This is a genomic window from Hymenobacter sp. UYAg731, from assembly GCF_054061335.1.
The window spans coordinates 56394-69708 of sequence record NZ_JBSSEC010000007.1 but is presented as its reverse complement, the minus strand read 5'-3'; the positions used below and the strand labels follow the sequence as shown (position 1 = coordinate 69708).

The 13315-nt window shown below is 64.4% G+C and carries 12 protein-coding genes; 9 read left to right on the top strand and 3 right to left on the bottom strand.

From position 1 onward, the window contains the following. The first annotated feature begins 165 nt into the window (after positions 1-165). From atpD to ACVWYF_RS19725, 9 genes are all read left to right on the top strand, one after another. Positions 166-1662, top strand: coding sequence for a F0F1 ATP synthase subunit beta (atpD, locus tag ACVWYF_RS19765; protein WP_457071297.1), 1497 nt, complete (start codon positions 166-168; stop codon positions 1660-1662). Between the two features lie 184 nt (positions 1663-1846). Beyond that, the gene (locus ACVWYF_RS19760) at positions 1847-2248 is read left to right on the top strand and encodes a F0F1 ATP synthase subunit epsilon (protein ID WP_457071295.1); all 402 of its coding nucleotides are present in this window, start codon (positions 1847-1849) and stop codon (positions 2246-2248) included. A gap of 23 nt (positions 2249-2271) precedes the next feature. Continuing rightward, the gene (locus ACVWYF_RS19755) at positions 2272-2598 is read left to right on the top strand and encodes an AtpZ/AtpI family protein (RefSeq protein WP_457071293.1); all 327 of its coding nucleotides are present in this window, start codon (positions 2272-2274) and stop codon (positions 2596-2598) included. Further along, the gene (locus ACVWYF_RS19750; protein WP_457071291.1) at positions 2591-2905 is read left to right on the top strand and encodes an N-ATPase subunit AtpR; all 315 of its coding nucleotides are present in this window, start codon (positions 2591-2593) and stop codon (positions 2903-2905) included. The genes ACVWYF_RS19755 and ACVWYF_RS19750 overlap by 8 nt, the downstream gene beginning before the upstream one ends. Then, a complete protein-coding gene (locus tag ACVWYF_RS19745) occupies positions 2895-3590 on the top strand; it encodes a F0F1 ATP synthase subunit A (RefSeq protein ID WP_457071289.1) in 696 nt (231 codons plus the stop codon). Before ACVWYF_RS19750 ends, ACVWYF_RS19745 begins: the two co-directional genes overlap by 11 nt. A gap of 174 nt (positions 3591-3764) precedes the next feature. Next, entirely contained in the window at positions 3765-4034 is a 270-nt protein-coding gene (locus tag ACVWYF_RS19740) for a F0F1 ATP synthase subunit C (protein ID WP_457071287.1), read from the top strand. A gap of 10 nt (positions 4035-4044) precedes the next feature. Next, positions 4045-4833: a F0F1 ATP synthase subunit delta gene (locus tag ACVWYF_RS19735; protein WP_457071285.1), complete on the top strand. Its 789-nt coding sequence runs from the start codon at positions 4045-4047 to the stop codon at positions 4831-4833. A 70-nt stretch (positions 4834-4903) separates the two neighbouring features. Next, the gene (locus ACVWYF_RS19730) at positions 4904-6469 is read left to right on the top strand and encodes an alternate F1F0 ATPase, F1 subunit alpha (RefSeq protein ID WP_457071283.1); all 1566 of its coding nucleotides are present in this window, start codon (positions 4904-4906) and stop codon (positions 6467-6469) included. Beyond that, positions 6462-7391: a F0F1 ATP synthase subunit gamma gene (locus ACVWYF_RS19725; RefSeq protein WP_457071281.1), complete on the top strand. Its 930-nt coding sequence runs from the start codon at positions 6462-6464 to the stop codon at positions 7389-7391. Before ACVWYF_RS19730 ends, ACVWYF_RS19725 begins: the two co-directional genes overlap by 8 nt. 11 nt (positions 7392-7402) lie before the next feature. Here ACVWYF_RS19725 and ACVWYF_RS19720 read toward each other — a convergent pair whose 3' ends face one another. The 3 genes from ACVWYF_RS19720 to ACVWYF_RS19710 form a co-directional block, all read right to left on the bottom strand. Continuing rightward, a complete protein-coding gene (locus ACVWYF_RS19720) occupies positions 7403-9541 on the bottom strand; it encodes a heavy metal translocating P-type ATPase (protein WP_457071279.1) in 2139 nt (712 codons plus the stop codon). Between the two features lie 152 nt (positions 9542-9693). Next, positions 9694-10719: a class I fructose-bisphosphate aldolase gene (locus tag ACVWYF_RS19715; RefSeq protein ID WP_457071276.1), complete on the bottom strand. Its 1026-nt coding sequence runs from the start codon at positions 10717-10719 to the stop codon at positions 9694-9696. A 185-nt stretch (positions 10720-10904) separates the two neighbouring features. Beyond that, the gene (locus tag ACVWYF_RS19710) at positions 10905-13310 is read right to left on the bottom strand and encodes a phosphoketolase family protein (protein WP_457071274.1); all 2406 of its coding nucleotides are present in this window, start codon (positions 13308-13310) and stop codon (positions 10905-10907) included. Between the last annotated feature and the right edge of the window lie 5 nt (positions 13311-13315).

Below are 13315 nucleotides of genomic sequence, written 5' to 3'. Positions count from 1 at the left end.
AAAGCTGCTTCAGCAACCCGCCGCCCGCGCCCGGCCCCGGTGGCCGGCATGATGAACATCATGGGTTTCGCGGATTCTCGTCAGCGTATAGGCTTGGGGAAACGGCCAACTTTGCCAGGGTCGCCCCGCTGGTTGGGCTGATGGCCGGACCACTCGCCTATCCTTATGAACCCTCAAACCTCCTCGCCGGAAGTGGGCACGTCAGCCGGCGTGGCCGGGCTGGTGCCGCCCGCCGCCCGCACCGATGGCCGTATCCTGTCGGTGCGGGGCAGCGTGGTGGATGGGTGGTTTGAGCACGAGCTGCCGGCCATTTACGCGGTGCTGTATGCGGGGGCCGGGCAGGCGGTGGTGATTGAGGTGCTGACCCAGCTCGACGACCACCGTGTGCGCGGCATCGCCCTGAACCCGACCCAGGGCCTGGCCCGTGGGATGCGCATAACCACGGCCGGCCAGCCCCTGACGGTGCCGGTGGGCCCAGAGCTGTTGGGCCGGATGTTCGACGTGTTTGGTAATACCATCGACCACGGGCCGGTCCTGCCGCCGCTCCCGCGCCACCCTATTCACCGGTTGCCTCCGCCCCTGATGGCGCGCGCCACCAAGTCCGAAATCTTCCTCACCGGCATCAAAGCTATCGATGTGCTGATTCCGCTGGAGCAAGGGGGCAAAGCCGGGCTGTTTGGGGGCGCGGGGGTGGGCAAAACCGTGCTTTTGCAGGAGATGATTCATAACATGGTGGGCCATACCAACGGCGTGAGTATGTTTTGCGGCATCGGCGAGCGGTGCCGCGAGGGCAACGAGCTATACGAAGACATGAAAGCGGCCGGCGTGCTCAAAAACATGGTGATGGTGTTTGGCCAGATGAACGAGCCACCCGGCGCCCGTTTCCGGGTTGGCCACGCCGCCCTCACGATGGCCGAATACTTCCGCGACGAGCAGCAGCGTGATGTATTGCTGCTGATTGACAACATCTTCCGTTTCATTCAGGCGGGCATGGAAGTATCGGGCCTGCTGGGCCAGATGCCTTCGCGCCTGGGCTACCAGCCCACGCTGGCCACCGAGCTGTCGAAGCTGGAGGAGCGCATTGCCAACACCGAGGCCGGGGCTATTACGTCCATTCAGGCCGTGTATGTGCCGGCCGACGACCTGACGGACCCGGCGGCCGTGCACGCCTTTTCGCACCTGTCGGCCTCCATTGTGCTCTCGCGCAAGAAGGCCAGCGAGGGGCTCTACCCGTCCATCGACCTGCTGCAATCCAACTCCAAAATGGCTACCGCCGCCATCATCGGCCCCCGGCACTACGCCGTGGCCCAGGAAATTAAGCGGGTGCTGGCCCAGTACGAAGAGCTTCAGGACATTATCGCCATGCTGGGCCTGGAGCAGCTCTCGCCCGCCGACCGCGACCTGGTGGGCCGGGCCCGCCGGCTGGAGCGGTTTCTCACCCAGCCGTTTTTCTCCACCGAGCAGTTCAGTGGCCTGCCCGGCCGCGACGTGCCCCTGGAGGACGCCCTGAGCGGCTGCGAACGAATCCTGGCCGGCGAGTTCAACGACCTGCCCGAGAGTGCTTTTTATATGATTGGAAAGATTGACGAGGCCCGGCAAAAGGCGGGGAAGGATGCGAAAGCGCCGACGGCGAAAGTGACTGCGGAAGCTGTAGCTGCTTAGCTGGAGTAATAGAAGGGCCAAAAAGGTCGTCATGCTGAGCGAAGGCGCAGCCGCAGTCGAAGCATCTCTATCGCTTCGTTGCAACGGCATTGATTAATAATGAGGTAGAGATGCTTCGACGCCGCTCCGCTGCGCTCAGCATGACGTTCTGATTCTCTCTCCTTCCCTATTCACCCCTACCCCCATGCCAACCATGACCCTCAAAGTGCTGCTGCCGTTTCGGGTGTTCCTCGATATCCGGGACGTGCGCCGCATTATGCTGGAAACCAGTGCCGGGAGCTACGGGCTGCTACCCCGGCGGCTCGACTGCGCGGCGGCCCTGGTGCCCGGCATTTTCAGCTACGAAACCGCCGATGGTGCCGTGCATTACCTGGCCCTGGACGAAGGCGTGCTACTGAAAGCCGGCCCCGACGTGTCGGTGGCCGTGCGCAACGCCATTGGCGGGGCCGACCTCGGCCAGCTCCGCGCCGCCGTGGAAAAGGACTTCCAACACCAGGATGCCGAAGAAGTGCAGGCCCGCACCTCGCTCAAAAAGATAGAGACCGGCTTTCTCGCCCGCCTGGAATTGCTGCACCAACCCGCCTGAACCCCTTCCCCCAACCCGCCCCCATGAAACCCGCCGACCCCAAACCCGCCTCGCCGCTTAGCCAGCGCATCGGCGCGCAGGAAACGCGCAAGCTGCTGGCTCTGCGCGACCAGAAAACGGGCGTGTGGTACGGCCTGGGCCTGTTTGGCATGGTGGGCTGGGGGGTGGTGGTACCGGCGCTGGCTGGCGCGGCCCTGGGCGCGTGGCTCGATAAGCACCATCCCCAATCCTTCTCCTGGACCCTGACACTGCTGCTGGCGGGCCTAGTGGTGGGCTGCTTCTCGGCCTGGGGCTGGGTGGCGAAAGAAGACAAAACGATGCATCCACCAAAGCCTAAAACCGATGACTGAACCCACACATCTGGCACTGGCCCTGGTGGCCGGCCTGGCCCTGGGCATCCTGTTTTACTACGGCCTCTGGCTCACGGTGCGGGCCACGCTCACGGCCCGCCACCCCGCGCTGTGGGTGCTGGGCAGCTTTCTGGGGCGCGTGGGCGGGGCCGTGACGGGCCTCTACCACGTGGGCCGGGGCGACTGGCGGACGCTGCTCGGCGGTCTGCTCGGCTTCGTGGCGGCACGCTATCTGGTGGCCCATTTCACCCGGCCGGCCGCGCCCGCTGGGGTGCCCCTTTCTAAACCGATTTCCCATGACGCTTAGCTCCGACGAACTCATTTTCTGGCAGTCCGGGTTCGTCACCATCAACCTCACGCTGGTCACCACCTGGGGCATCATGCTGGTGATGGTGGCCGGGGCGGCCTGGGGCACCCGCCACCTGCAAACGGGCCTGCGCAGTGCGCGCTGGCAGTGCGCGCTCGAAATTATCGTTACCGGCATCAATACCCAGATTGAGGAAGTGGGCCTGAAGCAGCCGCAGCGTTACATCGGCTTCATCGGCACGCTGTTTCTGTTCATTGCCGTGTCCAACTGCGGCATTGTACTGCCGGGCTATCAGCCGCCCACCGGCTCGCTCTCCACCACCGTGGCACTGGCACTGGCGGTTTTTCTGGCAGTCCCGTTTTTTGGGATGGTACAAGGCGGCGTGCTGCACTACCTCAAAACGTACGTGCAGCCCACTTTTATCATGCTGCCTTTCAATCTCATCAGCGAAGTTTCCCGCACGCTGGCGCTGGCCGTGCGCCTGTTCGGCAACATCATGAGCGGGGGCATGATTGTGGGCATTCTGCTGAGCATTTCGCCCCTGTTTTTTCCCGTCCTCATGAACCTGCTGGGCCTGCTCACGGGCCTGGTGCAGGCGTATATTTTCAGCATTCTGGCCACGGTGTACATCGCGGCAGCGGTGGCTAAGCCGGTGGAGGAAGTCGCGGAAGTCGCGGCTAAATGAACGTCATGCTGAGCGGCGCGCAGCGGAGTCGAAGCATCTCTTCCGCATTAGTAATCAATGCCATTTTAACGAAGCGGTAGAGATGTTTCGACTCCGCTGCGAGCCGCTCAACATGACCATTCCAGGACGCTTCCCTCCCCCCTTCTCAACAAAATTAAACACCCCCAACTTACTATGGACAGCGCCACCACCATTGCCTTCATTTCCATCATCATGGCCGGGCTCACCACGGGCATCGGCACCATGTTTCCGGCCCTGAGTGAGGGCAAGGCCGTGGCGGCGGCCCTGAGCGCCCTGGCCCAGCAGCCTGATGCGTCGGCCACCATTACGCGCACCCTTTTCGTGGGCCTGGCCATGATTGAATCGACCGCCATCTACTGTTTCGTAGTGTCGATGATTCTCATTTTTGCCAACCCGTTCTGGACGCACGTCATCGCCAAATAACGCGCCTGTTATGCATATTAACTGGTTCACCGTCATTGCCCAACTCGTCAACTTCGCCTTACTGGTGTGGTTGATGAAGCGCTTCCTGTATGCCCCGGTTCTGGCGGCCATTGATGCGCGCGAAAAGAAAATCACGGCGCAGCTCAACGCTGCCAAAACCCAGCAAGCCGAGGCCAAAACCGAGCACGAGGAGTTCACGAAGAAGAACACCGACTTCGATGCGCAGAAGCAAGCCCTGCTGGCCACCGCCACCGCCGACGCCGAAACCCAGCGGCAGAAGCTGCTGGAAGCCGCCCGCCAGGAGGCCGAAACCCAACGCGCCAAGCAGCAGAAGGCCCTGCAACAAACCCAGGACGATATGCAGGACAAGATTGCCCGCCAAACCCGGCAGACCGTGTTTTCCCTCACCAAAAAAGCCCTCACCGACCTGGCTTCGGTGGACTTGGAATCGCAAACCATAGCTACCTTCCTCCAGCGGCTGCAAGCGCTGGATGCCGCCGCCCGGCAGCCTCTGCTCGACGCTTTTCAGGCCGACAAAAAGCCGATGCAGGTGCAAAGCGCCTTCCCCCTCACCGACGACCAGCAGGCCGCCATCACCACGGCGCTGACGCGGCTGCTGGGCGCGGCCCCGGCCGTGGCCTTCAGCACCAGCCCCGCCCTCATCAGCGGAATTACACTGAACGCCAACGGTTTTCAGCTGGCCTGGGGCGCGACCAGCTACTTGGCTGCGCTGGAAAAAAGCAGCACCGCCGCTACTGCCCAGCCCCAAACTGCCCCTCAACTTCAATCTGCACCCTAATCTGCTGCTCCCCAGCCTCAACCTGCGCCCCAGTGCGTAGCACCCCAACCGGCCGCGCCCGCCCTGCCTCATGCCGTTGCCTCCTAGCCCGCTCCCCGAACGCCTCACCGCCACCTTCGCCGAATTAGTGCGGGCCAGCGACGCCTTTGCGCCCGCGCTGCTGCCCCGCGAGACGGGCACGGTCATTAGCGTATCGGCGGGGGTGGTGCGGGTGGCGGGGCTGCCGGGGGCGGGATTCGAGGAGTTGTTGGCATTTCCCGGCGGCCTGTTCGGCATTGCCTACAACCTGGATGAGGACGAAATTGGGGTGATTTTGCTGGGCGAGGATGCGCGGCTGAACGTGGGCGATGCGGTGGAGCGCACCGGCCGGGTGATGGACATTCCAGTGGGCGACGCGCTTATTGGCCGGGTTATCAATCCATTGGGCGAGGCGCTGGACGACCTGCCACCCTTCACTACGATGGAGCGGCTGCCCATCGAGCGGCCGGCCCCGGCCATCATGGACCGGGCGGCGGTGAACGTGCCGCTCCAAACCGGCCTGAAAGTGCTCGATGCCCTGATTCCCATCGGGCGGGGCCAGCGCGAGCTGATTCTGGGCGACCGGCAGACTGGCAAAACCGCCATTGCCCTGGATGCCATTCTCAACCAGCTGGGCCACAACGTGCTGTGCATATACTGCGCCATTGGGCAGCGCGCCGCGTCGGTGGCGGGCGTGGTGGCGACGTTGCGCGAGAAAAAGGCTCTGGCCTACACCATTGTGCTGGTGGCCGAGGGCAACGAAGCGCCTGGTCTTAAATATATCGCGCCGTATGCCGCTACCAGCGTGGCCGAGCACTTTATGGCGCAGGGCCGCGACGTGCTCATCGTGTACGACGACCTCACGAACCACGCCCGCGCCTACCGCGAGCTGTCACTGCTGCTGCGGCGGCCGCCGGGCCGGGAGGCGTTTCCGGGCGATATATTCTACATCCACTCCCGCCTGCTCGAACGCGCTACGCACCTGAGCCCGGCACTGGGCGGCGGCTCCCTCACGGCCCTGCCCATTATCGAAACCGAAGCCCAGAACATCTCGGCCTACATCCCCACCAACCTCATTTCCATCACCGACGGGCAGATTTACCTGTCGCCCACGCTCTTCGAGGCGGGCATTCTGCCGGCCGTCGATGTGGGCAAATCGGTGTCGCGGGTGGGCGGGCAGGCCCAGCTGCCGGCCTATCGCACCACCACGGGCAACCTCAAGCTGGCCTACGCCCAGTTTGAGGAGCTGGAAAACTACGCCCGCTTCGGCACGCGGCTCGATGAGCACACCCGGGCCGTCATCGACCACGGCCAGCGGATTCGGGGCTGGCTCAAGCAGCCTAACCAGCACCCCATGCCCGTGGCCGAGCAGCTGCTGGTGCTGCTGGCCCTTACCAGCGGCCTGCTGGACGCCGTGCCGGTAGCGCAGCTATCCGCCGCCGAGGATGCCCTGGCCCAGCGCTACCACGACCTGCCCGCCGACCTGCTCCAGCGCCTGGTAGGCCCGGACCCCCTGAATCCCGCCGACGAGAAAACCTTACTGGCCCTGGCTAAAACCGTCGTGGCCGATTTTCAGGCCCCGCTAAAAGCGGACGAAACCCCCACTGCAAATGGATAGCCTTGAAAGCCTGAACCGCCAGATGGACGGGGCGCGGGACATCAAATCGGTGGTGCGGACCATGAAAGCCCTAGCTGCGGCCAACATCGGGCAGTACCAGCTGGCCGTGGCCGCGCTCGGCGATTACTACCGCACCGTGGCGTTGGGCATGGTAGCCTACTTTCAGTCGGAGCCGGTACCGGAGCCGGGGAGCAAAACCGCACGCCCGGCCCCGCAACTAGTCCTGCGCCCGGTCCTTCCCCCCGTTATCGGGGCTGTCGTGTTTGGGTCCGACCAAGGCTTGGTGGGTTCGTTCAATAACACCCTTGCTGACTTCGTGGCCCACACACTAGCCCCGCTGCCGGGCACCCGGCAGGTCTGGGCCGTGGGCGAGCGGGTGCAGAATCTGCTGACCGACGCTGGCCTGCCCGTCACGGCGAATTTTCCGGTGCCCACTGCTATCACCAGCATCACGCCGCTGGTAGCGCAGCTGCTGCTCAAGGCCCAGCAAGCCCTCGATGACGGGACCCTCACTGAGTGCTACGTCTTCCACAATCAACCCCACGCGGGCACCGGCTACTCGGCGGTGAGCCAGCGCCTGCTTCCGCTCGATGCGCAGTGGCAAAAGGAGCTGGCTGTTTTTCACTGGCCCACCACCACGCGGCCTGAGGTGGCGGGGGCGCGCACGCCCACGCTGCTCACGCTCATCGGCGAGTATTTGTTCGTGTCGTTGTTCCGGGCTTGCGCAGAGTCGCTGGCCAGCGAAAACGCCAGCCGCCTTACCGCCATGCGGCGGGCCGAAAAAAACATCGACGAGCTGCTCGACACCCTATCCAAACAGTACCACCGCGAGCGTCAAAGCACCATCGACGAAGAACTGTTTGATGTGGTTTCCGGCTTCGAAGCCCTAAATGCTGACCAGGCCAAAGAGAAGCGGGGGTAGCCCGCCGTGGCTTATTTCAGCTCGCGGCGCAGCAGCTGCGCGTTCAGGGCCACGATGACGGTGCTCGCGCTCATGAGGACCGCACCCATGGCCGGGCTGAGCACGAAATGCGGGTAAAGCACCCCGGCCGCCAACGGCAGGGCAATGACGTTGTAGCCCGTGGCCCAAAACAGGTTTTGCCGCATTTTCGCGTAGGTGGCCTTGCCGAATTCGACCAGGTTGGTGATGTCGGTGGGCTTGCTATTGACCAGGATGATGTCGGCGGTTTCGGCCGCGATGTCGGTGCCCGAGCCCACGGCGATGCCCACGTTGGCCTGGGCCAGGGCGGGGGCGTCGTTCACCCCGTCGCCGGTCATGGCCACGAACTCACCTTTGGCCTGCAAGTCCTGGATGATTTTTACTTTCTGGTCGGGTAGCACCTCGGCGTACACGCCGTCCAGGCCCAGCTCTTTGGCCACGGCATCGGCCACCTGCTGGTTGTCGCCGGTGGCCATGTACACCTTGATGCCCTGGGCCTTGAGTCGCTGCACGGCCTCTTTGGAGTCGTCCCGAATGCGGTCGGCCAGGGCCACGTAGCCCGCCAGCTGGTCATCGAGCAGCACAAAGACTACCGTTTCGGCCCCGTTGCCGGTGGCATCAGGAGGCAGGGTGATATTTTTGGTTTTGAGGTAGCCGGGGCTAGCCACCATCAATGCCTTGCCGGCCACGGTGGCCGACACGCCCTGCCCCGGCAGCGATTTGAAGTCCTGCACGGCGGGCAGGGTTAGGCTGCGCTTATGGGCTTCGCGCACGATGCCCTGGGCAATGGGGTGCTGCGACTGCTGCTCCAGGGCGGCCACCATGCCCAGCAAGGCAGCTTCGTCGAGGCCCGCGGCCAGCACCTTCACGCGGGTCACGCCGAACGCGCCTTCGGTGAGGGTGCCGGTTTTGTCGAACACCATGGCCGTGATTTTGCGGGCTTCCTCAAAGGCCGTGCGGTTGCGGATGAGCAGGCCCTTGCGGGCCGAGATGGATGTGGAAATGGCCACCACCAGCGGAATGGCCACGCCTAGCGCATGGGGGCAGGCCGTAACCATGACCGTGACCATGCGCTGGATGGCAAACGCCGCGCCCTTGCCCAGCCAGAGCCACACCGCGAGCGTGCCCAGGCCGCCCACCAGCGACACGGCCGTGAGCCAGCCGGCGGCGCGGTCGGCCAGGGTTTGGGTCTGCGACTTGGTTTCCTGGGCTTCGCCCACCATTTTCACCACCTTGTTCAGGTAGCTGTCCGCGCCCTGGTGCGTCACCTTGATGGTGAGGGCCCCTTCGCCGTTCACCGCCCCGGCGATGACCTTGCCGCCCGCTTCCTTCTGTGCCGGCACGCTTTCACCGGTGAGCATGCTTTCGTTCACGGCGCTGCTGCCGTCCGTCACTTCGCCGTCGGTGGGAATTCGCTCGCCGGGCCGCACCAGCACCAGGTCGCCCACCACGAGGGCCGTGACCTTGACGTCGCTGATTTTATCGCCCTGCTTCTGATGGGCCTCGGCCGGGAGCAGCTGCACCAATAGCTCCAGCGCGTGCGAGGCCCCGGCCACCGACTTCATTTCCAGGTAGTGGCCCAGCAGCATGATGTCAATCAGCGTGGACAGCTCCATGAACAGGTCCATGCCCCGCAGCCAGCCCACCGATACGGCCACGCTGTAACCGTAGGCCACCGTGATACCCACCGCCACCAGCGTCATCATGCCCGGCTGCCGGCTGCGTATCTCCGCGACCGTGCCACTGAGAAACGGCCAGCCGCCATACCCGAAAATGGCCGTGGCCAGCGCCAGCAGCACCGGGGTGCTGTACGGGAAGGTGAAGTGGTAGCCCACCAGGTGCTGGAACATCGTGGACCCGGCCACCAGGGGCACCGACAGCGCCAGACACACCCAGAACCGGCGCAGGAAGTCGGCAATCATGGCCCCGTGGTCGTGTCCGGCCATTTTGCTGTGGTCCATCTGGCCGTGGTCCATGGGCTTGGGGGCCGCGCCCGCCTTGGCTGGTGACGATGCGGACGCATCTTGCCCGTGGTGCCCGGTATGGTCCGGCACCGGCGGCTGGGCCGGCGATTTGTCGCCGGAAGCAACGGGTGGCAGAGTGGCCGTGGCCGGTTCAGATTGGGGTTTCATTATGCGAAGGGGTTAGAAAAACAGGAACGAATTGCGCCCAGGCGACTGACCACATAGGCGCTAACTGGGCACGGGTAGCAGCACGTGTTCGGCCACTCTGGTGGCCTTCTCATGTCCCCGGCCCGGTGGTAATTGCCGGCTGATTTGGCGTTTCACTCAGCTACTCTTTCTAATACACCTGCCGGGACGATAGCAACCGCCGCCGCGTTATGGCGCACCTGCTCCAGCAGTGCCCGCTGGGCGGCGGCCACATTAGCAGCCTGACCACCCCAGATTTCCATGGCCGGCTGTTGCAGGGCCCGGCCAAAGGAAAACGTGAGGGCCCACGGCAGCTGCCCGCCGCGCTCGTGCATGGCCGCCAGGTGGCGCGTGGCCTGCTCGGATGACTGGCCACCCGACAAAAACGCCACGCCCGGCACGGCCGCTGGCACCGTGCGCAGCAGGCAGGTCAGGGTAGCGTCGGCGACGTGCGCGGTCGTCGGCTGCTTAGGGCAGTCGGCTCCCGCCAGTACCATGCTGGGCTTCAAGAGCATGCCTTCGAGCGTCACGCCCTGGGTGCGCAGCTGGGCGAATACTTCGTGCAGCACTTCTTCCGTCACGACTGCACACCGGGCCAGGGAATGCGGCCCAGTCAGCAGCACTTCGGGCTCCACGATGGGCACCAGGCCGGCCTCCTGGCACAGGGCGGCGTAGCGGGCCAGCGCGTGAGCATTGGCCTCCATGCAGGCCCGGCTGGGCCGGTCGTGGCCGATTTCCAGCACCGCCCGCCACTTGGCGAAACGGGCCCCGAGCTGCGCGTATTCGGCTAGGCGGGGGCGCAGGCCGTCGAGACCCTCGGTCACCTTCTCGCCCGGCCAGCCGGCCAGCTCGTGCGCGCCTACATCCACCTTGATGCCGGGGATGATACCCGCCTGTTGCAGGATTTCGACGAAGGAAACGCCCGCCGCCGTGCGCTGCCGGATGGTTTCATCAAACAGAATGGCCCCGCTGATGCCCGACGCCAGCTCCGGCGTGGTCACCAGCAGCTCACGGTAGGCCCGGCGGGCGTCCACGGTTTCGGGAATGCCGAGGGCGGCGAAGCGGGCGTTGCAGGTGCCGGTGCTTTCGTCCATGGCCAGCAGGCCGTGGCCAGGGGCTACCAGGGCTTGCGCGGTAGCGGACAGGGTTTTTAGGTTCATTATGTTGTTGTTTATAAGGGCCGTCACACTGAGCGGAGTCGAAACATCTCGCCCGAACGTCATGCCGAACTTGCCGAAGCATCTCTACCGCTTCGTTGAATCGGTTGAATTACTTGCGCGGTAGAGATGCTTCGACTCCGCTCAGCATGACGGCCTTATTAGTCGTTTTTGCTTTCACATAGCAGCTATTGCGCCTTCCATTTCCACTCGCGGATTTCGGGCATATCCTCGCCGTGCTGGTGAATGTAGCGCTTATGCTCAATGAGTTTTTGCTGCATCAGCTGTTGAAGGTAGGCCCCCTTGCTGCCGGGGTCGGGCAGGCGTTCGAGCACGCTCTGCACTAGGTGGTAGCGGTCGAGCTTGTTCTGCACGCGCATGTCGAAGGCCGTGGTGATGGTGCCCTCTTCGAGATAGCCCCGCACATGCAGGTGGCGATTGGTGCGGCGGTAGGTGAGCTGATGCACCAGCGTGGGGTAGCCGTGGAAGCCGAAAATAATGGGGCTTTCTTTGGTGAAGAGCGAGTCGTATTCGGCTTCATTCAGGCCGTGCGGGTGCTCGCTGGCCGACTGCAGCTTCATCAAATCGACCACGTTGATGACCCGGATTTTCAACTCGGGCAAGTGTTCGCGCAGGATGGAGGTGGCGGCCAGCACCTCCAACATGGGCGTGTCGCCGCAGCCGGCCAGCACCACGTCGGGCTCCGGCACGTCCTGGTCGTTGCTGGCCCACTGCCAGATGCCGATGCCGGTCGTGCAATGCACTACGGCCTCGCTCATGGTCAGCCATTGGGGCAGGGGGTGCTTGCCGGCCACCACCACGTTCACGTAGTTGCGGGTGCGCAGGCAATGGTCCATCACCGAGAGCAGGCAGTTGGCATCAGGCGGCAGGTACACCCGCACGATGTCGGCCTTTTTGTTGATGACGTGGTTGAGAAAACCGGGGTCCTGGTGCGTGAAACCATTGTGGTCCTGCTGCCACACGTGCGAGGCCAGCAGGTAATTGAGCGAGGCAATGGGCCGCCGCCAGGGGATTTCTTTGGTCACTTTCAGCCACTTGGCGTGCTGGCTGAACATGGAGTCCACAATGCGCACGAAGGCTTCGTAGCAGTTGAACACCCCGTGCCGGCCCGTGAGCAGGTAGCCTTCGAGCCAGCCCTCGCACTGGTGCTCGCTGAGCATGGCGTCGAGCACGTTGCCGACAGGAGCCAGGAACTCGTCGCCGGGTACCGTGCGGGCCTCCCACTGCCGGTCGGTCACGTCGAACACCGCCCCCAGCAGGTTGGAAATGGTTTCATCGGGACCAAAAACCCGAAAATTGGGCTGCTCCTGGTTGAGCCGGATAACGTCGCGCAGGAACAGGCCGAGCACCATCGTATCCTGGCCGTCCACGGCCCCCGGCGCGGGCACTGGCACGGCATAGTCGCAGAAATCGGGGAGCCGCAGGTCGCGCAGAAACAGGCCGCCGTTGGTGTGGGGGTTGGCGCCCATGCGGCGGGGGCCGGTGGGAGCCAGCGCGGCCAGTTCGGGCCGCAGGCGGCCGGCGTCGTCAAACAGCTCCTCGGGGCGGTAGCTTTTCATCCAGGCTTCGAGCTGCGCCACGTGGGCCGGGTGCTGGGCATCGACGAGCAGCGGCACCTGGTGCGAGCGGAAAGTACCTTCGTTGGGCAGGCCATCCACGATTTTGGGGCCCGTCCAGCCCTTGGGCGAGCGCAGCACAATCATGGGCCAGCGCGGGCGGGGGGCATCGTCGTCCAGCAGGGCCTCCGCGCGGATACGCTGGATTTCGGCCACCACCTTGTCCAGGGTGGCGGCCATGAGCTGGTGCATGGTGGCCGGGTCGTCGCCCTCCACGTAGTAGGGGGCCCAGCCGCAGCCCCGGAAAAACTGGTCCAGCTCGTCGGGCTCGATGCGGGCCAGCACGGTGGGGTTGGAAATCTTGTAGCCGTTGAGGTGCAGAATGGGCAGCACCGTGCCGTCGGTGCGGGCATTGAGAAACTTGGTCGACTGCCAGGCCGTGGCCAGCGGGCCGGTTTCGGCTTCGCCGTCGCCCACCACGCAGGCCGCGATGAGGCCGGGGTTGTCGAACACCGCCCCGAAGGCGTGGCTGAGCGAGTAGCCCAGCTCGCCGCCCTCGTGAATGGAGCCCGGCGTGGTGGGGGCCACGTGGCTGGAAATGCCCCCCGGCCACGAAAACTGGGTGAAGAACTTCTTCAGCCCCGCCTCGTCCTGCGTTATTTCGGGGTACACCTCGGTCCAGGTGCCCTCCAGGTACACGTTGCCCACAATGGCGGGGCCGCCGTGCCCCGGCCCGGCCACGTAAAACATGTTCAGGTCGTACTTCTTGATAACCCGGTTCAGGTGGGCGTAGATGAAGTTCTGGCCCGGCGTGGTGCCCCAGTGGCCCACCACCAGCGGCTTCACGTGCGCCAGCTGCAAGGGCTCTTTGAGCAGCGGGTTGTCAAACAGGTATATCTGGCCCACCGACAGGTAGTTGGCGGCCCGCCAGTAGGCGTCGATGAGAGTGGCTTCTTCCGTCGTCAGCGGCAAAGCAGCTGGGCGCACGGCCGGCGGAGCGAGGGTGTTGGTTTCCATAAGGG